Genomic DNA, 23,521 nt, shown 5'->3' on the forward strand with positions numbered 1-23,521 from the left:
AGGCCCTGCGGGTGGGGCCGGGGTGTCCGTTCCGCCACGACCGTGATGGCGGTGCAGCAGCCCGGCGGGTCAGTCATGGCGCGATGCCCGTCGACGGCCGGGGCGCCAGCTGCGGCCCTGAGCCGGAGAATTGGCTGCCGTCGAAGTCGCGGTTCCGCCGGCCCGCCTCCACGCAGCGGCGCAGGTCCGCCGCACCGATCCCGTCGAGACTCTCCGCGAAGGTCCGTCGCGGCGAGGGAGGCACGGGGAGCAGCGACGGCACCACGAGGAGCGGGCAGCCCGCTGCCTCGGCCGACGCGGCGCCGTCCGGTGAGTCCTCGACGGCGACACAGACCGCCGGGGCCGCTCCGAAGCGCTCCGCCGCCGCCCGGTAGGGGTCGGGATGGGGTTTGGTGCGTACGGTGTCGTCGGCCGAGAGGGTGAACGCGAACGGCACGTGTGCCAGTGACCCCCGGGTCACCGAGTCGACCACCGTTCGTGGGGAAGCACTCACGAGGGCGAACGGAACGCCCTCGTGCTCCAGCTCCGACAGCAGCCGCTGGACGCCGGGGCGCAGGGGCGCACCCGCGTCGACCCGGCGGAAGAACGCGTCACCGAGCGCCGCCGCGACCCGTTCCGTGTCGTCCCCGCCCGTGATCCGTGCCAGGTGTGCCGCGGTGTCCTCTACGGCTCGGCCGACGACCTCGGGAGCGTCGGCGTCGGTGAGGTCGTGGCCGAGTCCGGCCGCCACGTCCCGGGCCACCTGCCACCACAGCTCCTCGGTGTCCACCAGGGTGCCGTCCATGTCGAACAGGACGGCGGCCAGGGCGCTCACGCCGGCCTGCGCGGGACGACGAGGACGGAGCGCGGGCTGAGGTCGATGACCGCGCGGGCGCCGGGAACCAGTTCGCCCGCGTCCCGCGAGGGCAGATCGGCCTTGACGGTGTCCCCTCCGGGGAGACCGAGGTGGACCCGGGTGACGGCGCCGAGGAACGAGGCGGAGACGACCGTGACCGTGCCCTCGGTGTCCGCCGTGACCGTCACGTTCTCCGGCCGCACCAGTACGTCCACCTCACGCCCGGCGGGGACCTCTCCGTCGACCGGAAGCCTGCGCCCGGCGACCTCGACCATGTCTCCGCCCGTCAGACGGCCCGGCAGCCGGTTCATCGTGCCGACGAACTCGGCGACGAACGCGGTGGCGGGCCGCTCGTACAGTTCGGCCGGTGGAGCGCACTGCTCCAGCCGGCCGGCGTCGAGCACGGCGACCCGGTCGGCCATGGACAGGGCCTCTTCCTGGTCGTGGGTGACGAAGACGGTGGTGATGCGCAGGGAGAGCTGGAGCCGCCTGATCTCCTCGCGCAGGCTCAGCCGCACCTTCGCGTCGAGGGCGGAGAGCGGTTCGTCCAGCAGCAGGACGCGCGGCTGCAGGGCCAGCGCCCGGGCGAGGGCGACGCGTTGCTGCTGACCGCCGGAGAGCTGGTGCGGGTAGCGGTCGCCGTGCTGGGGCAGTCCGACGAGTTCGAGGAGTTCGGACGCGCGCGCCTGCCGCCGGGCGGCCGCGACCTTGCGTACCCGCATGCCGAAGGCGACGTTGTCGCGGACGGTGAGGTTGGGGAAGAGGCTGTACGACTGGAAGACCATGCCCGCGTCGCGGCGGTTGGCCGGCACACCGGTGATGTCCTGGCCGTCGAGGAGGACTTCGCCGGAGTCGGGGCGCTCGAAACCGGCGACCATCCGCAGCGCGGTGGTCTTTCCGCAGCCCGAGGGGCCGAGGAGGGCGATCAGCTCACCGGGCTCGACGGTCAGGTCGAGTCCGTCGAGCGCGACGGTCGAGCCGAAAGTCCTTCGCAGGGAACGGAATTCGACCCGTGCTCCGGTGGTGGCGGGCGGCTGGGACCGCTCCGCGGTTGCTGAGGACATGGGTCAGGACTCCTTACGCGAGGGCGCCGAAGCGGATGCCGCCGATCCCGTGCGGGAGAGGACGAGCAGCAGCGCCCAGGTGATGACAAGGCTGAGGATCGAGACGGCCACCGACATCCGGGCCTGGGCTCCGGAGATCGTGACGATCCACACCGCGAAGGGCTGGAAGCCGAGCAGCGAGGCGATGGTGAACTCGCCCAGGACCAGGGCCAGGGTGAGGAACGCCGCCGAGGCGATCGACGACCGGAGGTTCGGCAGCAGGACACGGACGACGGTGTATGTCCACGAAGCACCGCAGCTGCGCGCGGCCTCCACCAGCGTCGGCACATCGACGGCCCGCAGTCCCGCGTCCAGCGAGCGGTGGACGAAGGGGAGAGCCAGGATGGTGTAGGCCAGTACCAGGACGACGGGGAAGGACTCGTTCTGCACGGCGATGAAGGTCTGGTACAGCGGGGTCCGGGACAGGTGCTCCGGCCCCCAGCGCAGCACTGTGCTGATGCCGGTGACGAGGGCGATCGGCGGTACGACCAGCGGCAGCATGCACACCACCTCGATCACCGGCCGCAGCCGGGGCGAGCCGAGCCGTACGGCGAGCAGGGCGGGCACGGTCAGCAGCAGGGACAGCACGATGGTGGCGGCGGCGAGCGACAGCGAGAGCAGCAGGCTCCCGGTGAAGCCGTCGGCGGCGAGCAGTTCCGTGTACGCGTCGAAGGAGAGGCCCCGGCCCGGTACGTGCACGGTGAAGACGAACGAGGCGAGGACGGGAACGAGGAAGTACGCGCCCGCCAGGGCGAGGACGAGCCCGCGCCAGATCCGTGGCCGCCGACGGGGGGCCCGGGGCCGGGTGCGCGGTGCCGGGCCGTGCGCCTCGAACGCGGCACTGTCCGGGACGGTCCGGGTCATCGCAGCCATCGGGCGCTCCGTCGTTGGAGGGGCAGATAGACCGCCATGACCAGGCCGGCGATGAGGATCATGTCGAGGCCGAGGGCGAGTGCCACGTTCTCCTGACCGACCAGGACATTCCCGGAGAGCGCGTCCGCGATCTTCAGGGTGACCAGGGGCACCGAACCGCCGACCAACGCGGCGGCCGTGGCATGCGCGGCGAAGGCGGTGCCGAAGAGGAGAACGAAGCCGCCGAGCAGCGACGGCGCGAGCACGGGCAGGCCGACGTGGCGCCAGAACTGCCACGGGGTGGCCCCCGCGTTCTGGGCCGCCTCCCGCCACTGGGGGCGCAGCCCGTCCAGCGCCGGGACGATGACCAGGACCATGAGCGGGGTCAGGAAGTAGAGGTAGACGACGGTCAGGCCGGTGAAGGAGTAGAGATCCCAGCCCAGGCCGCCGAGGTCGGCGAGCTGGGTGACCACACCGGAGATGCCGAGCGTCGCGATGAACGCGAACGCCAGGGGGACACCGCCGAAGTTGGCCAGCACTCCGGACGCGGTCAGCGTCGCGTCGCGCAGTGCCTGGGAGCGGGAGGTGACGACCGCCTGCGCGATCAGGACCCCCAGCACCCCGCCGATGAGCGCGGTGAGGGCGGAGAGCTCGACGCTGCCGATCAGCGAGCCGAGGTACGGGCCCTGCAGGGATCGCGCCAGGTGTTCGCCGGTGAGGGAGGTGGCACCCGAGCCGGGGTCGGTGCGGGTGACCGCGCCGAACAGGAGGGCGGCCAGCGGAACGCCGAAGCACAGACCGGTGAAGACGAGGAGCGGGAGGGCGGCGAGCCCGGTGCGCGGGCCGCGCCGCCGACGGCGGGTGCCGCCGGCGATTCGCGTCCCCGGGCGGGGGACGGGGGAGGCGGACATCAGGAGAGAGCCTTGTCCCACTTCTCGGCGAGGGTGGCCTTCGCCTTGTCGAGTTCGGCGGAGGCAGGGAAGGTCGGGGTGCCGGAGACCTCGGGGAGCTTGGCGACGAAGCTCTTGTCGGCGGTGCCGTCCTCGGTCATCGTGGGCAGCAGAACCGGGCGGGCGTAGCCCTTGAGCCACAGATTCTGGCCCTCGGCGCTGTAGAGGAACTCCATCCACAGGCGGGCTGCCGCCGGGTGCGGGGCCTGCTTGTTGATCGCCTGGGAGTAGTACTGGGCGTAGACGCCGTCCGTGGGGATGGCCACCTTCCAGTCGACGCCCTTGCTCCTGAACTGGTCGGCGTATCCGGCGTTCAGGTAGTCCCAGTCGATGGAGATGGGCGTCTCACCCTTCTCCACGGTGGCCGGGGTGGACTCGACGGGGATGAAGTTGCCGCTCTTCTTCAGCTTCCCGAAGAAGTCGATGCCCGGCTGGATGTCTGCGAAGGAGCCCTTGTCGGCGAGCGATGCGGCGTAGACGCCGCCGAAGGCCGAGCCCGACTTGGTCGGGTTGCCGTTGAGGGCCACCTTGCCCTTGTACTCGGGCTTGAGCAGGTCGGCGAAGGTCTGCGGGCAGACCTTGATGCGCTTGGCGTCGCAGCCGATGGAGACGTAGCCGCCGTAGTCGTTGTACCAGCGGCCGTCCGCGTCCTTCTGGCCGTCCGGGATCTTGTCCCACGGCTCCACCTTGTACGGGGCGAACAGGCCCTCCTCGGCGCCGCTCCGGGCGAAGGCGATGCCGAGGTCGAGGACGTCGGGGGCGCGGTCTTGGCCCTTGCGGGACTTCACCGCGGCGATCTCGTCGGCGCTGGCCGCGTCTGGGTTCTCGACCTTGATCTCGACCTTGTACTTGGCCTCGAAGGTCTTGATGAGCTCGCCGTAGTTCGCCCAGTCCGAGGGCAGCGCGATCGCGTTGAGCCGTCCCTCCTTCTCGGCTGCCGCGACGAGTGCCTTCATCCCCCCGAAGGCTGCGGCGGACTCGGCGGCCTTCGCGCCCCCCTTGTGTCCGGCGGCGTCGGCGGGGGCGTCGGGTGCCGCCCCGCAGGCGGCGCTGAGGGTGGTGAGCACGGCGGCGCCGAGCAGGACGGCGGCACGACGACCGGAAGGTCTGGGCACAGGAGTCTCCTGAAGCGAGAGGGGGCAACTTGTCTGAACAAGTGACTCCTAGTTCGCCCGTGCGGACCGACGTGGAGATGAACGGGGCATGGCCGGTCGGGGAGCGCCGCACGAAGACCTGGCGCTCATGAAGTACAGGTGAACGCAGTAAAATTGGGGCCTGCGGGAGGGGAACGTGTCTGCGCGGGGGTCCGGCGGGAGTCGGTGTCCGACCGGCATGCTGCACACGACCGGCTGCGCACAGGAACGGACAGAGAGGCTGGCACGTGGGAACGGCACGCTATCTGCAGATCGCCGACGCCATACGGCGGGCGATACTCGAAGGCGACTACGCCGTAGGAGCCCAACTCCCTTCGGAGAGCGAGCTGGTGGCCCGCTGGTCGGCATCTCGTGGTACGGTCCGCCAGGCCGTCGCACTCCTGACGTCGGAAGGGCTGATCGGCTCCCGCCAGGGAGCCCGCCGCATCGTGCTGCGTCAGGAACGACGCCACAGCTTCGCCGAGCTGAACAGCTTCGCCCAGTGGGCCCGGACCATGGGGTTGAAGGTCACCAGCCGCATCCTGGTGCGGACGAGGCGGGAGGCCACCCCCGAGGAGGCCCATCGCCTCGCCCTGCCTGAGGGCACCGAGATCCTCCACGTCCTGCGCCTGCGCTCCCTCGAAGGAGAGCCGACGATGGTGGAGCGGACCGTCTACGCGGACTGGGCCGCACCGGCGGTCGAGGCGCTGCCCGAGGACTGTGTGTCGATCATGGACAGCATCGCCCGGGACGCGGGCATCGTCGCCCAGTACGGCGAGCACCTCATCGACGCCGTGGCCGCGGACACCGAGGACGCCGGCCTGTTGCACGTACGTCGCGGCAGCCCGCTGCTGCGCCAGCGCCATGTCACCTGCGACCAGTCGGGACAAGCGATCGAGTGGACCGACGACCGCTACCGCGCCGGCAGCGTCGCGTTCAGTGTCAGCAATTCCGCTGCCGCGGCACCACTGGAACGCCACCGGGGGCCGACGCCCGACTGACGCGCCGGCATCGGCTGCGGCATGCGTTTGGCTCGGTGGCCGTCGTGATCTCAACTCGGCGGAACCGCCACGTGACCGAGGAGATTCTGTGCCGTGAACCCCAGCAGCCTGCGCGCGGCCGAGGTGTCGACCGGCGCCGCGCGACCCGGCAGCGGGCGCCGCAGCACGGTGGTGGGGTGATAGCGGCGCAGCAGTTCCTCCGTCGGGTACGGCACGATGATCTCGGGGGCGCAGAGGTGTACCGCGTGCGCCGCACGGCCGGGTACGTCCAAGGCCAGCAGCGCGGCCCTCGCCGCGTCATGGACCTCGAGGTACGTCCACAGGTCCCTTGCCCCCGCGGCCGGGTCGGCCGTGAGCCGGGCGGCGTGGGCGTGCAGCCGTTCCTCGAATCCGCCCACGTACGGATAGCGCAGGCACACCACGCTCATCCCGTGCCGCCGCGCCATCATCTGCGCTGTGAGCTCGTCGACCTGTTTGGACAGGCCGTAAGGGTCGGCGACCTGGGAGACCATCGCCTCATCGACCGGTGCGTACGGCGGATGCGGATCCTCGACGTCCGTCCAGGGCAGGCCCGTGACACCCCAGGAGCTTGCCACCGCCGCATGCCGGATCCCGGCCCGACCGGCCTCCTCCAGGACGGTGAAGGTGGAGAGGCTGTTGCCCGCGAAGACCTCAAATGCGGTGTTGCGCGCGGGAGTCGGGATCGCCGCCAGGTGGATGACCGCGTCAGCGCCTTCCAGAGCCGCCCGCACGGTTTTCGCGTCGGCCGCGTCACCGGTCACGACCAGGCGCGCCGCGAGATCACCGGGATCGTCGAGGACCAAGGCGTTCGCCTCGATCCGGCGCTCGGCGAGCAGCGCGAGGACCGCTCGCCCGATCCGCCCGGCGGCCCCGGTGACCATCGCTCTTCCGACCATCCAGTCACTCTCCTGCGTCGGTGCTTCTACTCGTAGGCGCGCACGGCGACGACGTGCGCCGACGCCGCCCCGTTGGTGGCTTCGACGACGATCCGGATCGCCGATGTGGTGACCGGCTCCGCCGGCGTGTGCGTCTCGCGTCGCCGCCGATTCTGCGCCGCACGGGCGATGACGCGCCAGGTGCCGTCAGTATCCAATGCCTCGACGCGGTAGTCGCGAAGGAGGGTGGGGAGGGTGTCGAAGGGCGTGCGGTGGTGGTGCAAGTTGATCAGGTCCTCGTTGACGTCGTCGTCGGCGATGACCTCGATCCGGCCCAGAGCGACCGGTTCGGGCCAGGCCAACTCGAGCCAGGGGGAAGGGACGTCCGCCAGTGGTGCGGAGACCCACATGTGCGGTCCCGCGTACGGGCGGGCATAGCCGTCGGTGGCCTTGGCGGGGGAGTAGGCTGCGGTCTCTCCCGTACGGAGGCAGAAGGTGCGGCGCAGCAGACCCCTGTCCGTCCACTCGCGCAGCGGCTGCGGCGATTCGTCCGACGGGCGCAGCGGGACGCGCGTGAAGCACAGGACGCCGGGGGTCGGGCGGTCGGAGCGGTGCAGAGCGAGGGCGTCGTTGGCGCGGACGACCAGGAAGGCGTTGCGCGGGGTTTCGGGAGACCAGTCCAGGCCCGTCTTGAGCCACTGCCGGGCACCGGCGGCGACGGGCAGGGTGGTGGAGGTGACGAGGCGGCGCGGGACGTAGTTCTGGCCGAGTGCAGGGTCGTACAGATCGATCACGATCTCGGTGTCGCGGTCGGCGTCGACGAGCAGTTCCACCCCGGAGAGGTCCGGGTCCGCGGGGAGGACGAGTCCGGCGTCCGCCGCGAGCGGCCATAGCTCGTCGGAGTCCTCGACTGCCAAGCCGGTCAGAGTGGATGAGGCGGTGGCCCTAGCCCGCAGGGCCAGGTCCTCCGGGTCCGTCGAGGCGAGGCCGATGAGCGAGGCATCCTGGCGCAGCAGCGCCCGGTGCAGCTCGGGTACGGGGAGTTCGCGCGGGGTGACATTTCCGGTGGCGCAGAGTGCCGCCGCCGTGCCGGCCGCCTGCCCGATCGTGGCGCAGGTCGCCATGACGCGGGTCGAGCCGAAGGCGACATGGCTGGCGGAGATGTTGCGCCCGGCGAAGAGCAGGTTCTCGGTGTTCACCGAGTAGAGGCTGCGGTACGGAATGTGGTAAATGCCGTCCGCGTAGAGCTGTCTGGCCCCTGCCTCGGTGGCGAACATGCCCTGCGGCGGATGCAGATCGATCGACCAACCGCCGAAAGCGACCCGGTCGGCGAACTCGGTCTGGCCGAGGATGTCGCCCTGGTGCAGGACGTAGTCGCCGAGGAAGCGCCGGTACTCCCGTTTACCGGGGACCGAGCCCACCCACTCCAGGGTCATGTTCGCCGCGTCGAACTCGCCGGAGTTCTTGATGTGGTCCCAGATGCCGTGGATCACCGACCACAGTTCGTCGCGGATGCGTTCGTTGTCGTGGACGGTGTCGAGCTCGCCGCCGAACTCGATCCACCAGTACGCGCAGCCGTTGTCGCCCGCCTTGATGATGCGGCGCTGCGGGATGGAGGTCCGGGTGATGTCCTTGGCGAAGTTCGGCGGCACGAATTTGACCGGGTGACCCGCATCCTTCGTATAGAAGAGGAGAGTTGAGCCCAGAGTGATGTCGTCGGCCGTCTCCGGAGCCCATGCCTCGTCGTACTCGGCGCGCGATTCCCGGCCGATGCGGTGGCGGGCGCCCGCCAGGTGGCCGATCAGGCCGTCTCCCGTGCAGTCGAGGAAGAGCGAGCTCTCGAAACGTATCCGCCGCTCCGAGCCCATCATCCAGCCGGTGACCGAGGTGATCCGCCGGGCCTCGTCCGGGCCTTCGGCGTCGACCTCGCGCACGTCGGTGTTGAGGTAGAGCGTGATGCCGGGCTCGGCGCGCACGGCGTCCAGGACCACGGCATCCCAGTAATAGGGGTTCCCGTCCGGGTTGCGGAACTGGTTCTCCACGAGCAACTCGCCCATGATGCCGCCCTCACGGGCATGGTGATTCTTGCCGTGGCCGGTCGCGCCGCACACCCAGACCCGGACCTCGCTGCTCGCGTTGCCGCCGAGCACCGGCCTGTTGTTGATCAGCGCGACGCTCCGGCCGAGCCGGGCCGCGGCGATCGCCGCGCAGACCCCGGCCAGGCCGCCGCCGACGACGGTGACGTCGTGCCGTGCGGTTTCATTCCTCATGTCGTACGTCACTTACTTCCAGTCGGGATTGGCGGCGAGACCGTAGTAGACGCGCGGGGCGCCGTCGAGGGTGAGGGTGACCCTGCCGTTGGAGGCTTTCAGAGAGCGCTCCTGGCCGATGCAGTTCAGCTCCCGCACCCTGCCGTTGACCGTCTCCGAGTGGGCCACGACCGTGGTTTTGGTCGTCCAGGTGTCGATCCATGGCTCGGGCGATGCATACCAAGGATCCTCGCCGTGCTCGGAGTTGAGGATGTACCCGTCCTTGCGGCTCCAGATGATGGACACCGGTCCGCCGGGAGTGGTGAAGAGGAGCCCCTTGATGTCCTGGTCCGCGAAGGCGAGATGCCGGACGAACTCGGCCTCGTCCAGGACCCGGGCGGCAGTCGCGAAGGCGAGGAGCGAGGGCTTGGCACTGGTGTCGCGGTTCATCAGGCCGTAGTGGTACTCGGGGTTGGCCGGGTCGGCCTCCTGGGGGTGGTGGATCGTCGAGTCGTGCAGCTGGTACCAGTTGACGGCGCGTACCTTCTCGGACATGGCGAGAGCGAGCGTGAGCAGCGTGTTCTCGGCGGCGTGCCGGTAGGTGTCGCTCCACCACGCGTTGGGCCGGGTCGGTGCGTACGCCTCGGTGAGCCACAGCTCCTTGTCGCCGCCGTACTCCTCCAGGACCTGGTTCGCCTTGCGCAGTGCGCCGAGGAAGTTCCAGTACGAGCCGGACGACCCCTGCGTCCACTCCTCGGGCGGCGGCGCGAAGTCGGGCGTGAAGTTGCCGCGACCGGGGTGGAAGGCGAAGGCATCGATGAGGTCCCAGCCGCCCGCGTCATGGAAGTTCTTGGTCCATACGTAGTCCATGCCGCCGAGGCCGGCGTTCATGACCTTCATCCGCGAGCCCGCCGCGTCGAGGCGCGTGGTGACCTGGCGCAGACCGTCCCGGACGTAGGCGTCGGCGCCGCGGCCCGACATCCAGGGCTGGTTGACCTCGTTGCTCACCTCGAAGTACGCGGCCCCGGCGTCCAGGGCCTTGGCGACATTCGTGTCGGCCCAGGCCGCGATCTGCTCCGGACTACCGCCCACGGGGATGCCGCTCAGCTCCACGTTGTGCCCGATGCCGTTCGCGTCCAGAGTCGCGGTGTCGATGCCCGGGGCGCCTGCGTAGGCGATGCGGATCCACTTGATGCCGAGCGTCCTGACCAGCCCGAGTACTGCGTCCTTGCCGGGCTTCAGCAGCCAGGGGTAGTTGGCGAGGCCGAACATCGACTCCTTGCCCGCCTTGTACGCGAACTCCGGGAGCACGCTCAGATTCGTGCGGGCCAGCGCCTTGTCATTGCCGCTGACCGCCTCCACCTCGGTGAACACGATGTTCTGCGAGGGCGAGGTCAGGGGAAAGGAGGCGTTCCAGGCGGCGCCCGCCGCGAGGTTCTTGGAGAGCGTTCCGCAGGCGATCTTCTTGCCGCCGAAGTCCCGCGCCCACCAGGTGAGTGTCACCGCTCTGGCCGCGGCGGAGCCGTTGACGACCTGCGCCTTGAGCGTCATCGTCTGCCCGGCCGCCTTGTAGAGGTTGAACGGCTGGTCGGTCCACACCTCCACGCCGAGGGGCCTCTTGGCAGCGAGCGCTCCCGCCCCGCGCGGCCGGAGGTCGCCGAGGACCAGATCGGCCTCGGTGACCGCGGTGCTCGCGCCGGTCGAGGTGCCGGGGGAATGGACCCATGTGGCATTCGTGCTCGCCGGGTTGGTGGACGAAAGGCAGAAGAAGCCCTTCGATCCCGCCCACGTCTCCACGTACGCGCCGCCCGAGTTCACCTCGTACGGAATGCCGCCTCGGGCGTCCCGCTCCCAGACGGTCAGCGCTTCGTACGACTCCGCCGCGGTCGCTTCGTACACCGTGCGGGAGAACATGAAGCCGGCCGGAGTGAGCGTGCTGGAGCCGCTGACCTCCCACTTCATGTGAGCCTTGTGAGGGGTGACGTCGAAGGTGCCGTGCACCGTGACTCCGGACACGCCGCTCGCCATCGTGTACGTGACCTGAATCGCGGGCCGCCCGTCGGGGAGCGTGATCCGGGCGGGCGTACCGCCGAAGGTCCGCTGCTGGCCGAACGCGCTGTCCTTGATCATGAAGTGGTTGAGCAGGATGCGGTCGGCGCCCGCACCGTCCTGCACGAGGACGCTGCCGTCGCTACGGCCGACCAGGGTGATGCCGTCGGCCTCGATGGCGACCGGGTCTGCGGCGTACGCGGGAACGGTCGGCAGCAGTGCGGCGCCGGTGGCGACGGCCGTGCCCTGGATGAATCTGCGGCGGGCGACTGACATGGAGGTGCCCTTCTCTTGGTCGGGGTGTTCCGGATGCTCCGAAGGCTCCGAAGCGGAAGGTGTGGTGGGGAAGTTGCGGGCTCGGCCGTTGGCTCCGGTGGAACTCAGCCCTTGACTCCGGTGAAGCCGAGCCCGGCGACGATGTACTTCTGGCAGACGACGAAGACGAGCACCGGCGGGGCGACGGCGAGCACCATCGCGGCGATCAGCTGGTCCTGCGGAGCCTGCGTGGCGAGCTGGGCGAGAGCGACACTGATCGGCTGCTTCTCGGGGTCGGTGATGGCCACCAGCGGCCAGATGAAGTCCTTCCAGGAGTGCATCACCGCGAGCAGACTGATCACGGCGAGCACCGGCTTGCTCATGGGCAGCACGATCTTGGTGAGCAGTTGCCAGGTACTCGCCCCGTCGACCCGCGCCGCGTCGAACAGCTCCTTCGGCAGGGCGTCGAAGAACTGCTTGGCGAGTAGCACCGTGAAGGCGTTCGTGCCGGCCGGCAGCCAGATCGCCCAGTAGGTGTCGCCCAGGTTGAGATGGAGGAACGGCACATCGATCACGGTCATGAAGAGGCTGACCATGTTCACCGTGTACGGCACGAACATCGTGGCGAGGATCGCCCCGTAGACGGCCTTGCCGAACCTCGGCCTGAGCACCGACAGGGCGAAGCCCGCCGTGGCCGAGACGAAGAGCTGCACGAACCACGATCCGCCGACCACCAGGAAGGTGTTCATCAGATAGCGGCCGACACTCAGATCGGTGTACGCCGCCGAGAAGTTGCCCAGGGCCGGCCGGTCCGGCCAGAGGGCCAGGGGCTGAGTGGTGAGCTCGGTGGGCGTTGAGACCGCGCCCTTGACCATCCAGTACAGCGGTCCGATGCCGATGAGCAGCAGCAGGATCAGGGCGAACACCTGGATGGAGCGCACTGCGGCGCGTACGCCGGGGCGTTGACGGTCGTTGGTGGAGACGAAGGTGGTGAGCGTGGTCATGACGTGCTCCAGCTGCGGGTGGCCCGCAGATACACCGCGGAGAGCAGGGCGAGGGCGAGCACCATCAGGAAGGAGAGCGCGGCGGCCTGGCCGTACTCGCCGTCCTGGAAGGCGTACCGGAAGATCAGCAGCAGGACCGTGAGGGTGGAGTTCTCGGGTCCGCCGCCGGTGAAGACGTACGGCTCGGTGAAGACCTGAACCGTGTTGATCAGCTGGACGAGCATCAACAGTCCGATGACGGAGCGGAGTTGGGGCAGCATCACGTGCCAGATCCGCCGCCAGATCCCGGCGCCGTCCACCTCGGCGGCCTCATAGAGTTCGCCGGGAATGCCGACCATCGCCGCGAGGTAGATCAGGACGGCGCCGCCCATGCCCGCCCAGGTGGCCTCCAGGACCAGCGAGAGCATGGCGCTGTCGGAGGACTCCAGCCACGAGTACGGGCCGAGCCCGACCTTGCCGAGGACGTTGTTGAAGAGCCCGCTCCCGGGATCGTAGAACCACTTCCAGAGCAGGATCGCCACCACTGGCGGGATGACCACTGGCAGATACACCAGGAAACGGTAGACGCCCGCGCCGCGCCGCACCGTCGACATGATCGCGGCCAGGATCAGCGGCGCCGGGAAGCCGATCAGCAGGCCGAGGACCACGAAGAACAGAGTGTTCCCGACGGCGGTGCCGAGCAGCGGATCGTCGAACAGGGTACGGAAGTTGTCCAGGCCGACCCAGACCGCGGGCTCGACGAGGTTGGTCTTCTGGAAGCTGAGCAGCAGGCTGCGCACGATCGGCCACCAGGCAAAGAGCCCGAAGACCAGCAGCGCGGGGACGAGGAACAGCCAGGCCGTGAACTGGTTGCGGGAGCCGGTGCCACGCCGCCGCTGCGGCAGGGTTCGCGGCACGGGATCCTCGGCCACAGCGGCCGGGCGCCGGGACGGAGTGAGCAGGGCCATGGGCCGGCTACTTCTGGTCCGCGGCGAGCTTGGCATTGACGTCCTTCTCGGCCGAGGCCAGCAGGGAGTCGATGTCGGCGTCGCGCTTGGTGAGCACAGCCTGGACCACCGGGTCGAGCACGGTGTACAGCTTCTGCGCCTGGTACGGCGGCTCCGGCTTCAGTTTCAACGTGGAGAGACCGTCGATGTACGGCTTGAAGTTCTGCAGCTTCACATTGACGTACGGCTTGATCGCTGCGTCGATCTCGGTCTGCCGCTTCTTGTCGAAGACCGGAAGCGTCGGCACGCCCACCGCGGACTTCGGGTCGGCAGAGAGCGCCTTGGCCTGCTCGGCGGCGATGTCGGTGCTGTACTGCGGCTTGGCGTAGGCGAAGGTCAGCCACTCGACGGCCGCTGCCGCATGCTTCTTGTCGGCGGACTTCGGGACCATGTAGATGTCGCCGCCGGTGAGTGTCGCATCGCCGCCGGACTGCGGCATCGGGGCCACTCCGAAGGCGTCGGTGTTCTCCATGCCGAACTGCATCTTCGCCAGTCGGTACGTCCCCGGGCTGCCCATGAACATGCCGACCTGCCCGGCCGCGAACTGCTTGATCACGTCGTTCTGATTGTTGAGCAGGGTTCTGCCGAGCGAATCGTCCTTCCAGCGCATGTCCTTGAGCAGCCGCAGCCCCTTCTTCGTCGGCTCTCCGGTGAGCGTGGCGGCGTATTTGCCACCCTGCTCCTTCTCCAGCTCGCCACCGAAGGCGTACGACAGCATCGTCAGCTGCCAGCCGCCCTGGTTGTCCTTGGACTCGTGGACGAAGCCCGCCTTGCCGGTACTGTCGCTGATCCTCTTGGCGGCTGTGCGGACCTCCGCCCAGGTGGTCGGCGGTCTGTCCGGGTCGAGGCCGGCCTTCTCGAAGAGCTCGCGGTTGTAGACCAGGCCCTGGGCGTACGGATTCTGCGGTACGCCGTACACGTCGCCGTCGCTGTCGGTGAGCGGCTGGAGGACCTGAGGGTTGAACTCCGTGAAGTGCTTCCACTCCTTGAGTTGCCCGGTGATCGGCTGCACCTGCTTCTGCTGGATGAGTCGCTGCGGCTCGGTCAGCGGCACCTTGATGACGTCCTCGACATTGCCGCCGGACAGCTTCGCGGAGAAGGTCAGCGGGTCGAAGACCGTGGTCGAACCCTTGACCCTGATGCCCGGGTTGGCCTTCTCGAAGTCGGCCACCTGCTTCTTGAACAGGGCGACCCCCGGCTTGTCGGTGGCCGGCGGCATGCCCTGCACCCGCAGCACGAGATCGCCGTTCCCGCCGGCACTGCTCGGGGTGAGGGAGGAACAGCCCGCGAGGGTCGCGGTCAGCGCCATGCAGCCAAGTATGGCCGCACGGCGGGAGTTTCTGGGCATAACGGCTCCAAGAAGGGCAGGAGTGGGCTCGGTGCGGTGTAGTGCGGTGCTTTGCTCGTTGTGGTGGCGTGCACCGTGGATCAGTGGGCGGGTGCGGGTCCCGTCGAGGCGCGGGGGATCAGGCGGGAGCCGATCTCCACGAAGGGGGCAGTTGCTTCAAGTCCCGTTCCAACGCGGCCTGTTGAGCTCGCGATCGTCTCGATCAGGAGGTCCCCCGCGCGCGTGGCGATCTCTTCGGGGTCGATCCTGATCGTGGTGAGGCTGGGGGTGGAGACGGAGGCGAGCAGCGTGTCGTCGATGCCGATGACGCTGACGTCGCGCGGCACGCTCACGCCGAGGTTGGCCATCTGGTGCAGCACGCCGAGGGCGACCAGATCGTTGTGGGCGATCACGGCCGTCGCGTCGTGGGCGGCGACGAGGGTGGCGGCGTGCACACCCGTCTCGAACCGCGGCTCGTACGGGCCGAGCTCGGACAGGGAGAGGTCGAGCGCTTCGAAGGACTCCTGGATGGACTTGCCGCGACTCAGCTCGGCGCGGGACGCGTTGATGAAGACGCAGCGCCGATGGCCGTACGCCTTCAACTGCTCGGCGGCCTGTGCGATGCCCGCGGACAGGGAGATCCGGACCTCGGGGATGCCTGGCACATGACGGTTCACCACCACCAGCGGCATCTGGCCCGCGAGTTCATGGAGCCGGCCCTCGGTGAGGGTGGAGGCCCACAGGATCAGGCCGTCGACCCGCTTCGATACGGCCGCGATGGCGGCCAACTCGTCCGCCTCGCGCTCGTCGCTGTCGGCGACCAGGACCGTGTAGCCCAGGTGCCGGGCGCGGGCCTGCATCGCCTTGATGATCGGCGGGAAGAACGGGTTGGCGATGTCCGGGACGATCAGGCCGAGCGTTCCGGTGCCGCCGCCGCGCAGTGAACGGGCCGCCGGGTTGGGGGAGTAGCCGAGCTCGGCCGCGGCATCGAGGATGCGCTGCCGCGTCGCCGGCTGCACCTGGTCGGGTGCGGTGAACGCACGGGACACCGTCGACACCGAGACGCCCGCGGCGCTCGCCACCTCCCGGATCGTGACTGCCACGGACGGCCTCCTCGTCGTCTTGAGCCGGGGGACCCCGGTCGTCTCGCATCTGGATCCTGCGAATGCGGTTGATGTTTGCGAACGTTCCCAGGGCGTGTCAAGACGTGTGTCAGAACTATTTCACCGAGGAAAACCCGCTGGATGCGCGGGTCTTGCGCTTCGACTCGACTGCTGCTGATGATGTGTTCTCAAGAACGGCACTGAAATTGCGGGAACGTTTTCATAGAGGAGTGGCATGAAGATCACCGGCCTGGAAGTGCTGACTCTCCCCGACCACGGCGACAGCATGATGCTGGTCGTGGTCGACACCGACGAGGGCATCCACGGCTTGGGCGAGGTCGGCATCAGGTCGCGCCAACGGGCGGTCGCGGGCGGTCTCGAGCACCTCGCGGAGCTGATCGTCGGCGAGGACCCGCGACGGATCGAGCACCTCTGGCAGGTGATGTTCCGGCGCGGGTTCTTTCCCGCCGACCGCATACTCGGCGCCGCCATCGCAGCGGTGGACGTGGCGCTTTGGGACATCCGCGGCAAGGCGCTCGGCGTACCGGTGCATGAACTCCTCGGGGGCCGGGTGCGTGATCACGTACCCGCCTATGTGCACGTCGGCGACGGCTACCACGATCGCGCTTGGTTCCTGGACCGCTGCCGCGAGCTGGTCGCCGAGGGCTGGCGTCATCTGCGGTTCGCCTCTCCGCACGACGCCGACGGCACGCTCGACGCCCGCCGCTGCCTGCGCGACTCGGCCGACCTCTTCCACCAGGTGCGGGACACGGTCGGCGACGAGGTGGAGCTGATCCTTGACGTCCATACGCGCCTGGATCCGCCGGAGGCGCTGACCCTGTGCAGGGAGGTCGAGGCGGCCCGCCCGTACTTCGTCGAGGACCCGCTGCGCTGTGAGAACCCGGACAGCTACCGCATGCTGCGGACCCGTACCGGCGTACCACTGGCCGCAGGTGAGCAGTACGGCTCCAAATGGGAGTTCAGAACACTCATCGAGGACGATCTCATCGATTACGCGCGCGTGGACGTCGGGGTGGCCGCGGGCCTGACCGAGGCGAAGAAGATCGCGGCGATGGCGGAGACCCACCACATCAAGCTCGCCACCCACAACCCGCTCGGCCCGGTGACCGCCGCTTCCTCGCTCCAGCTCAACCTGGCCTGCCCCAATGTGGCGATCCAGGAGCACCAGACCGACCCCGATCCGGCCATCGCCGACCTCTTCACCGCGCGGCCGACGATCCTTCCCGGGCGGGTGGAGCTGAGCGAACTGCCCGGCATCGGCGTCGACATCGACCGGGAGGCGGCGCGCCGGTACCAGGCCGCGGCGGCCGAGCGCCCGCACTTGCGCACGGCGGACGGGGCGTTCACCAACTGGTAGCCGGGGAGGGCCGGTCGGCCACGCGGGCCCGCCCGCGCGGAATCGAAAGCCGCGTACAACCCTTGTGTCCCATCCGGTACCGAACAGGTGGCCGGACAAGGAGCGGGTCCCTTCCGGTTACTGGCTGGGAAGCCGCACACCATGACAACGGGGCATTCGCATCACCGTCCCGGCGGGCCCACAGCCCGCGTCTGCACACTGAGCACGAATTCCGACTCCAGAAAGTGAGGCGAGTTCCGTCGTGTCGTTCAGAGGAGCCGCGAGGCCGGTCGAGCTGGGCCTTGCCGGCATAGCGTTCATGGGCGTGCTGGTAGGCGCGTCGGCGACGCCGGCCGGCAGCCAGGAACGCGAGAAGCTGCAGGTGACGGCCGTGTCGTCGCGGCCCGGCACGGTGTCAGGAGACGACGCCTTGATCCGTGTGGAGGTGCCCCCCTCCATAGCGGCCGACAAAGTCCGGGTCGAGGTAGAGGGCCGGGACGTGACCTCGAGCTTCCGGCCGTCCGGCGACAATGCGCTGATGGGCGTGGTGAAGGAGTTGTCCAAGGGCGACAACAGGCTCACGGCCAGGGCTCAGGGCGCGGACGCCGGACAACTGACCCTGAAGAACCACCCCATCACGGGGCCGGTGTTCGCCGGGCCGCACGAGCAGCCGTTCGTCTGTGACACCGCCGAGTTCAAGACGGTCACCGGCGGCACCCTCGGGCAGCCGATCGACAAGGACTGCTCGGTCAAGACCCGTGTCGACTACATGTATCGCACCACGGCCGGCAAGTTCCTTCCGTTGCCCGACGAGAACGTCCTTCCCGCCGACCTGGCGACCGCCACGACGAGCGCGGGCAAGAAGGTGCCGTACATCGTCCGCGTCGAGACCGGCACCATCAACCGCGGCATCTACGAGACGGCCGTGCTGCACGACCCGAGGTCCGGCACCCCCGACCCGCTGCAGCGTGGGCCGGGCTGGAACGGGCGCCTCGTGTACGGCTTCGGCGGGGGCTGCAACGGCGGCTGGTACGTCCAGGGCCGCAACACCGTCGGCATCATGAACGACACGTATCTGAGCAAGGGCTATGGCGTCGCATCGTCCACGCTGAACGTCTTCGGCAACAACTGCAACGACCTGCTGGCCGCCGAGACCATGAGCATGGTCAAGGAACGCTTCGTGGAGACGTACGGCGAGCCTGCCTTCACCATCGGAAACGGCTGCTCCGGCGGCTCGTACCAGACCCACCAGATCGCCGACAACTACCCGGGTCTGCTGGACGGCATCCTCTCCGGCTGCAGCTTCCCCGACGTCGGCTTCGGGACGATTCAGACGCTCAGCGACGCCCAGCTCCTGAACCACTACTTCAAGGAAGTCGCGCCGGACGCGTTCACCAAGGACCAGCAGCAGGCGGTCTCCGGGTTCGGCAAGTGGGAGAGCATCGGCAGCCTGGCCAGGGCGGGCGGCCGTATCGACCCCACGGTGTTCTGCCCGCCCCAGCTGCCCGAGGGGCAGCGCTACGACCCCGACACCAATCCGGACGGTGCCCGCTGTGACGTCTACAGCCACACCGTGAACGTCTACGGCGAAGTGCCGGAGACCGGGAAGGCGCGCAGGCCGCTCGACAACACCGGTATCCAGTACGGACTTGAGGCCCTGAACAAGGGGACCATCGACATGGACCAGTTCATCGACCTGAACCGGCGCATCGGCGGCCTCGACGGCGACGCCAAGCCCGCCGCCGAGCGCACCGTCGCCGATCTCAAGGCGGTACGGACGGCCTACCGCACGGGCCGCATGCTGAACGGCGGTGGCGGTCTCGCCGACGTTCCGATCATCGACTACCGCGACTACACGGACGACGCGGCGGCCGGCGACATGCACATGCGCTTCCACTCCTTCTCCACCCGTGCGCGCTTGGACAAGGCCAACGGCACCCACGCCAACCAGGTCATGCTCACCCGCTCCAACGGGCACGGATTCACTCTCGCCGGGATGCTGTCCGACATGGACCAGTGGCTCACCGGCATCAAGGCAGACTCCGGCAACGACGCCCCCATCGAGAAGATCGCCCGCCACCGGCCGCAGGGTCTCACGGACGCCTGCTGGACCCGTGGCATCGGTGCGAAGAAGATCGCGGAGCCCCAGGTCGAGGGCATCGACAACACCGAGTGCAACACCCTCTACCCGGTGTGGACATCGCCGCGGATGGTCGCCGGAGCCGATGTGGCCAACGACATCGTCAAGTGCCGCAAGCGTCCCGTGGTCCGCTCCGACTACCGAGTGCCGGTGACCGACGGCCAGTTCGAGGATCTGAAGGCGATCTTCCGAACCGGTGTCTGCGACTGGTCCCAGCCCGGGGCGGGTCAGCAGGGCCTCGCCGGTACATGGCTCTCCTTCGACCGGAAGTGACAGGATCGCGGCAGGTGAGCCAGGACCTGGCTGCTTTCCCAGCCCGGCGGGCCGTGTCCAGCGCCCGGCCGGGGACCGGACGCGGCGGACGAGGGGAGAGCGGGTCTGATGGCCGGGAATCACTTCCTCTGTTCGGTCTGGGAACTGGCTTCCTTGTCCGTTCCCACGCTGATCACGGTGCCGTGCAGACGCAGCATCACCAGGAAGTCCTTCAGTGAGGGCGGTGCGCTGACGGTGTTGAGGATGGAGTCGAAGGCGTTGGCCAGCTCCGTGAACGCGGATCCGTCGCCGGTGACGGCGTAGTGATCGGCACCAAGGGCCGCGGCGGCCTCCCGCTTGCGGTCGGACCGCGAGAGAACGGTGACGTCGGCGCCCATGGCCTTGGTCATCTTCACGCCGAGGTGGCCCAGGCCGCCGAGGCCGCCGAGGCCGACGACCGCGACCTCGGTGCCCGGTCCGTCGCCGTGCCGCAGTACTGCTCCTGCGCTGCCCGGCAGTTCTCGCAGTCGCGGCAGGAGTTGACCACGCAACCGATGCCGACCAGGTCGCCGACCTGGTGGCGGGTGACCTCGGTCCCGGTCTCGGTGAGCCGTCCGACGACCTCGTGGCCGGGGACGAGCGGGCTGGTCGGCAGTGGGCCGAACTCGCCGCAGGTGAAGTTCAGGTCGGAGTGGCAGATGCCGCAGTACAGGATGTCGAGCCTGACGTCGTGCGGGCCGACGTCGCGGCGCTCGATCATGAGGGGAACCGAGCGTTTGACGCACGTCGTGGGCGCCGAACGCCTTGACGGTGGTGGGCACATGGATTCCTTCCGGGGTTCTGGTGCTGGAGGATCGGGTCAGGCTTCGGGAATGACGCGGCCGTAGGCGGTGAGGGTGACGTTCTCGGGATCGGGGCCGCCGCGCCGACCGGTCTCCAACGCGTCCAGGGCGGTGAGTTCGTCTGCTGTGAGCTCGAAGCCGAAGACGCCGATGTTCTCGGCGATGCGGGTGCGCTTGGTGGACTTGGGGATGACCGAGCGGCCCTGCTGGAGGCCCCAGCGCAGCAGCACCTGGGCGGGGCTCTTGAGGTGCGCCTTGGCGATGCGGGTGACGGCCGGGTCCGTAAGGACGCTCTTGCGGTCCTCGCCGTAGCCCGGGTAGAAGGTGATCCCGCCGATCGGGGACCACGCCTGGTTGAGGATGTGGTGCTGGTCGTCGAAGTCGAGCACGGCACGCTGCTGGAAGTAGGGGTGAATCTCCAGTTGGTTGACCGCCGGCACGACGGAGGTGGCGTCCAGCAGCGTGGTCAGGTGGTCGACCATGAAGTTGCTGACGCCGATGGCTCGCACCTTGCCGTCCGCCAGGAGCTCTTCCAGGGCGCGGTAGGCGGCGAGGGTCTTGTCGAAGTCCGATGGCAGGGCCTGGTGCAGGATCAGCAGGTCGATCTGGTCGACCCCGAGCTTTGCGGCGCTCTTGTCGCATCCGTGCAGGGTCTCGTCGTAGCCGTAGTCGCTGATCCAGATTTTGGTCTCGATGAAGATCTCGTCGCGTGACACTCCGGAGTCGCGGATGGCTTGGCCGACCTCGCGTTCGTTGCTGTAGGCGGCGGCGGTGCCGATGTGCCGGTAGCCGAGGTCGAGCGCGGCCTCGACAGCGGCCCGGGTCTCATCGGGCGGGGTCTGGAAGACACCGAGTCCGAGGGCGGGCATCTCGACGCCGTTGTTGAGGGTGAGGGTCTGCATCACAGGGACCTTTCGTTGTGAGTAGCCCGTGCGGGCAGGATGAGGGTGAGGACGCTCATGACCGCCAGAGCGAGCAGGACAGCGGAGCCGGTCAGGGCCGTTCCCGAGCGGGCCGCGATGTCTTCGGCCGCGTGCCCGGTGGAGACGGAGGCGGCGACGGCGGTCAGGATGCTCAGGCTGAGCGCGCTGCCGATCTGGTGCACGGTGTTGACCAGGCCCGAGCCGACCCCCGCGTCCGCGGGGGCGACGCCGTCGCCACCGCTGGAGGTCAGCGGGGCCAGCGTCAGGCCCCGGCCGGAGCCGATCAGCACCATGGGCAGGGCCACGCCCGTCAGGTAGGGGGTGTGCAGGTCGAGGCGGCTGAGCCACGCCACGCCCACCGTGGTCAGGACAACCCCGGTCAGGAGCACGAGCGGCCTTGCGGCCCGTTCCAGCAGCCGCGGGACCTGGACAGCGAGAACGAAGTTGACCAGCGTCATCGGAAGGAACGCGAGGCCGGCCTGCAGCGGGTGTCCAGTGGTAGACGCTCTGCACGAACTGCGCGGTGAAGAAGAAGCCCATCATCGCGCCCATGGAACAGCCCGAGCATCACCACGCCGGCCACCAGCGCCACCAGGGTCAGGACAGCGGTCCAGCCGAAGTCGGCGGCGTTCACGATGCCGAGAAAAAAGTGCGGTCGAACCCAGTGTCGCCGGCACCGCCCCGGCGATGTCGAAGCGGCCTTGCCGGCGTTCGGTCTCGGGCAGGAACCGCAGGGCCGGCACCGTCATCACGATGCCGACCGGGAGGTTGAGGAAGACCCGGCCAGCCATGAGATCAGATCTGCGACGAGACCTCCGACGACCAGGCCGGACGCGGCGCCGAGACCGGCGACAGCGCTGTAGGCGGCCATCGCCCGGTTACGAGCCCGGCCCTCGGCGAAGCTGCACGTCAGAAGGGGAGGCGTCCACCGTGCTGATCACATGCTGCCTGTTCACAGCCCCACCAGAACCTTGAGGGCCTTGCGCTTCCTTGAGGTACGGGTCGGCGCCCTGCCCGACGCGGATGTCGAGGGTTTTGTACATGAGTGCTGCGCGCACGCTGTTCCTTCAGGTCGGTTTCATCAGGCCCGTCGAGGATTCGCAGTCCTTCTCCAGGGAACCGCGGCTGGACGCGCAGGTGGGAGTCACTCCCTTTCCAGGTAATGGCAGTACCTCGCAGGCGCTCACCGACGCACCTACCGTGAGGGTGCAGGCCAGATCCGCACCGACCGAGCAAGAGGAGGCCCCCGTGCCCTTCGCCGCCCGCGCCGAAGCCTTCACCCACCCCACGTTCGACGCCGACCGGTCCGAGGGCGCGCCCCGCCGACGCGTCGCCCATCAAGCTCCCGAGGTCTGACCATGACTGAGAGTGAAAAGAAGAGGAATCTGGCCGCCGAGGTCCGCGAGTTCCTGAGCACCCGGCGCGCTCGGATCACTCCGGAGCAGGCCGGGTTGCCGGTCTTCGGCGGGAAGCGCCGTGTCGCGGGCCTGCGCCGTGAAGAGGTTGCTCTGCTGGCGGGCATGAGCGTGGACTACTACGTCCGGCTGGAGCGCGGAAACGTCAGCGGAGCCTCCGACTCGGTCCTCGAAGCTCTCGCGCACGCCCTGCAGCTCGACGAGGCCGAGCGCACCTACCTCTACGACCTGGCTCGTGCGGCCACTCCCTCAAGCCGACGGCCCACGGTGACCGCTTCCCGGGTGCGTCCGACGATCCTGCGGCTGCTCGACTCCATGACCGACGTACCGGCATCCTCGCCACTAACGGACTGGGCCGCGCGCTGTACGCACCCGTCTTCGACTCGCCGCTGTTCGCTCAGCGCGGGCCGGGCAACAGCGCCCGTTTCATGTTCCTGGACCCCGCGAGCAGGGAATTCTGGGTCGACTGGGACAAGGGCGCCGACGACGCGGTGGCCTTCCTGCGCAACGAGACGGGCCGGGCACCGCAGGACAAGGCGCTGACCGACCTGATCGGAGAGCTGACAACAAGGAGCAGCGACTTCGCCCGCCGGTGGGCACGCCACGACGTGAAGTTCCACCGCTCCGGCGTCAAGAACCTGCACCCCCCGCTGGTGGGCGACCTCGCCCTGCCTTACGAGGCGATGGACCTGCCGTCAGACCCCGGCCTCCGGCTCAACTTCTATACCCCTGAACCGGGCTCGCGCGAGCGGGAGGCACTCGGTCTCCTCGCCAGTTGGGCGAGCACCGGAACGGCCGTCTCCTCCGGGAGCGACCGGCCGGGGAACGACTGACCAGACGGACACCAAC

General features: G+C 69.0%; 21 protein-coding genes and 1 pseudogene. 5 read left to right on the top strand and 17 right to left on the bottom strand.

Annotated elements, in window-relative coordinates; translation table 11 throughout:
- Nucleotides 1-73: 73 nt before the first annotated feature.
- Genes ACIOHC_RS38570 through ACIOHC_RS38590 form a run of 5 tightly spaced genes read right to left on the bottom strand, consistent with a single transcriptional unit; the run spans nucleotide 74 to nucleotide 4,855 of the window.
- Nucleotides 74-814, bottom strand: coding sequence for an HAD family phosphatase (locus ACIOHC_RS38570; protein WP_351082963.1), 741 nt, complete (start codon nucleotides 812-814; stop codon nucleotides 74-76).
- Nucleotides 811-1,899, bottom strand: coding sequence for an ABC transporter ATP-binding protein (locus ACIOHC_RS38575; RefSeq protein ID WP_351082965.1), 1,089 nt, complete (start codon nucleotides 1,897-1,899; stop codon nucleotides 811-813). Before ACIOHC_RS38575 ends, ACIOHC_RS38570 begins: the two co-directional genes overlap by 4 nt.
- A gap of 3 nt (nucleotides 1,900-1,902) precedes the next feature.
- Complete coding sequence (locus ACIOHC_RS38580; RefSeq protein ID WP_351082968.1) at nucleotides 1,903-2,811, bottom strand: ABC transporter permease subunit; 909 nt, start codon at nucleotides 2,809-2,811, stop codon at nucleotides 1,903-1,905.
- Nucleotides 2,799-3,701 (bottom strand): ABC transporter permease, encoded by a 903-nt coding sequence (locus ACIOHC_RS38585; protein ID WP_351082969.1) that lies wholly within the window; start codon nucleotides 3,699-3,701, stop codon nucleotides 2,799-2,801. The genes ACIOHC_RS38580 and ACIOHC_RS38585 overlap by 13 nt, the downstream gene beginning before the upstream one ends.
- Nucleotides 3,701-4,855: an ABC transporter substrate-binding protein gene (locus ACIOHC_RS38590; RefSeq protein ID WP_401846231.1), complete on the bottom strand. Its 1,155-nt coding sequence runs from the start codon at nucleotides 4,853-4,855 to the stop codon at nucleotides 3,701-3,703. Before ACIOHC_RS38590 ends, ACIOHC_RS38585 begins: the two co-directional genes overlap by 1 nt.
- A 266-nt stretch (nucleotides 4,856-5,121) precedes the next feature.
- Here ACIOHC_RS38590 and ACIOHC_RS38595 point away from each other — a divergent pair, with 266 nt between their 5' ends.
- Nucleotides 5,122-5,874: a GntR family transcriptional regulator gene (locus ACIOHC_RS38595; protein WP_401846234.1), complete on the top strand. Its 753-nt coding sequence runs from the start codon at nucleotides 5,122-5,124 to the stop codon at nucleotides 5,872-5,874.
- Between the two features lie 50 nt (nucleotides 5,875-5,924).
- On the opposite strand, the gene ACIOHC_RS38600 is transcribed toward ACIOHC_RS38595, so the two are convergent.
- The 7 genes from ACIOHC_RS38600 to ACIOHC_RS38630 all read right to left on the bottom strand — a co-directional run bounded on the left by ACIOHC_RS38600 (nucleotide 5,925) and on the right by ACIOHC_RS38630 (nucleotide 15,743).
- Nucleotides 5,925-6,791: an NAD(P)-dependent oxidoreductase gene (locus tag ACIOHC_RS38600; RefSeq protein WP_351082973.1), complete on the bottom strand. Its 867-nt coding sequence runs from the start codon at nucleotides 6,789-6,791 to the stop codon at nucleotides 5,925-5,927.
- 26 nt (nucleotides 6,792-6,817) lie between these two features.
- Entirely contained in the window at nucleotides 6,818-9,040 is a 2,223-nt protein-coding gene (locus tag ACIOHC_RS38605; protein WP_401846236.1) for an FAD-dependent oxidoreductase, read from the bottom strand.
- Nucleotides 9,041-9,052: 12 nt separating this feature from the next.
- A complete protein-coding gene (locus ACIOHC_RS38610; RefSeq protein WP_401846238.1) occupies nucleotides 9,053-11,344 on the bottom strand; it encodes a hypothetical protein in 2,292 nt (763 codons plus the stop codon).
- 104 nt (nucleotides 11,345-11,448) lie between these two features.
- Nucleotides 11,449-12,327, bottom strand: coding sequence for a carbohydrate ABC transporter permease (locus tag ACIOHC_RS38615; protein WP_351082979.1), 879 nt, complete (start codon nucleotides 12,325-12,327; stop codon nucleotides 11,449-11,451).
- Nucleotides 12,324-13,274, bottom strand: a complete 951-nt coding sequence (locus tag ACIOHC_RS38620; protein ID WP_365693042.1) for a sugar ABC transporter permease — start codon at nucleotides 13,272-13,274, stop codon at nucleotides 12,324-12,326. Before ACIOHC_RS38620 ends, ACIOHC_RS38615 begins: the two co-directional genes overlap by 4 nt.
- A gap of 7 nt (nucleotides 13,275-13,281) precedes the next feature.
- Nucleotides 13,282-14,622 (bottom strand): extracellular solute-binding protein, encoded by a 1,341-nt coding sequence (locus ACIOHC_RS38625; protein ID WP_351082984.1) that lies wholly within the window; start codon nucleotides 14,620-14,622, stop codon nucleotides 13,282-13,284.
- A gap of 119 nt (nucleotides 14,623-14,741) precedes the next feature.
- Nucleotides 14,742-15,743, bottom strand: coding sequence for a LacI family DNA-binding transcriptional regulator (locus ACIOHC_RS38630; protein ID WP_351082985.1), 1,002 nt, complete (start codon nucleotides 15,741-15,743; stop codon nucleotides 14,742-14,744).
- Between the two features lie 235 nt (nucleotides 15,744-15,978).
- On the opposite strand from ACIOHC_RS38630, the gene ACIOHC_RS38635 reads away from it, so the two are divergent.
- Both ACIOHC_RS38635 and ACIOHC_RS38640 read left to right on the top strand, forming a co-directional pair.
- Nucleotides 15,979-17,121 (top strand): mandelate racemase/muconate lactonizing enzyme family protein, encoded by a 1,143-nt coding sequence (locus ACIOHC_RS38635; RefSeq protein ID WP_351082987.1) that lies wholly within the window; start codon nucleotides 15,979-15,981, stop codon nucleotides 17,119-17,121.
- Between the two features lie 241 nt (nucleotides 17,122-17,362).
- On the top strand, nucleotides 17,363-19,513 hold the full coding sequence (locus tag ACIOHC_RS38640; RefSeq protein ID WP_401846241.1) for a DUF6351 family protein: 2,151 nt from the start codon (nucleotides 17,363-17,365) through the stop codon (nucleotides 19,511-19,513).
- A gap of 119 nt (nucleotides 19,514-19,632) precedes the next feature.
- Here ACIOHC_RS38640 and ACIOHC_RS38645 read toward each other — a convergent pair whose 3' ends face one another.
- The 5 genes from ACIOHC_RS38645 to ACIOHC_RS38665 all read right to left on the bottom strand — a co-directional run bounded on the left by ACIOHC_RS38645 (nucleotide 19,633) and on the right by ACIOHC_RS38665 (nucleotide 21,891).
- Nucleotides 19,633-19,902, bottom strand: a complete 270-nt coding sequence (locus ACIOHC_RS38645; RefSeq protein ID WP_401846286.1) for a zinc-binding dehydrogenase — start codon at nucleotides 19,900-19,902, stop codon at nucleotides 19,633-19,635.
- Nucleotides 19,903-19,904: 2 nt separating this feature from the next.
- The gene (locus ACIOHC_RS38650) at nucleotides 19,905-20,252 is read right to left on the bottom strand and encodes an alcohol dehydrogenase catalytic domain-containing protein (RefSeq protein WP_401846242.1); all 348 of its coding nucleotides are present in this window, start codon (nucleotides 20,250-20,252) and stop codon (nucleotides 19,905-19,907) included.
- A gap of 99 nt (nucleotides 20,253-20,351) precedes the next feature.
- Nucleotides 20,352-21,236 carry an aldo/keto reductase gene (locus ACIOHC_RS38655; RefSeq protein ID WP_401846243.1) on the bottom strand — a complete coding sequence of 295 codons (885 nt, stop codon included), beginning with the start codon at nucleotides 21,234-21,236 and terminating at the stop codon, nucleotides 20,352-20,354.
- Nucleotides 21,236-21,715: a hypothetical protein gene (locus ACIOHC_RS38660; protein WP_401846245.1), complete on the bottom strand. Its 480-nt coding sequence runs from the start codon at nucleotides 21,713-21,715 to the stop codon at nucleotides 21,236-21,238. The genes ACIOHC_RS38655 and ACIOHC_RS38660 overlap by 1 nt, the downstream gene beginning before the upstream one ends.
- A complete protein-coding gene (locus ACIOHC_RS38665; protein WP_351082998.1) occupies nucleotides 21,712-21,891 on the bottom strand; it encodes a hypothetical protein in 180 nt (59 codons plus the stop codon). The genes ACIOHC_RS38660 and ACIOHC_RS38665 overlap by 4 nt, the downstream gene beginning before the upstream one ends.
- Nucleotides 21,892-22,298: 407 nt before the next feature.
- Here ACIOHC_RS38665 and ACIOHC_RS38670 point away from each other — a divergent pair, with 407 nt between their 5' ends.
- Both ACIOHC_RS38670 and ACIOHC_RS38675 read left to right on the top strand, forming a co-directional pair.
- Nucleotides 22,299-22,613 carry a hypothetical protein gene (locus ACIOHC_RS38670; RefSeq protein ID WP_351082999.1) on the top strand — a complete coding sequence of 105 codons (315 nt, stop codon included), beginning with the start codon at nucleotides 22,299-22,301 and terminating at the stop codon, nucleotides 22,611-22,613.
- 2 nt (nucleotides 22,614-22,615) lie between these two features.
- Nucleotides 22,616-23,505 (top strand): annotated as a pseudogene (locus ACIOHC_RS38675) (helix-turn-helix transcriptional regulator).
- Nucleotides 23,506-23,521 lie beyond the last annotated feature (16 nt).

The sequence above is a fragment of the Streptomyces sp. NPDC088252 genome (genome assembly GCF_044740965.1).
Classification (GTDB): domain Bacteria; phylum Actinomycetota; class Actinomycetes; order Streptomycetales; family Streptomycetaceae; genus Streptomyces.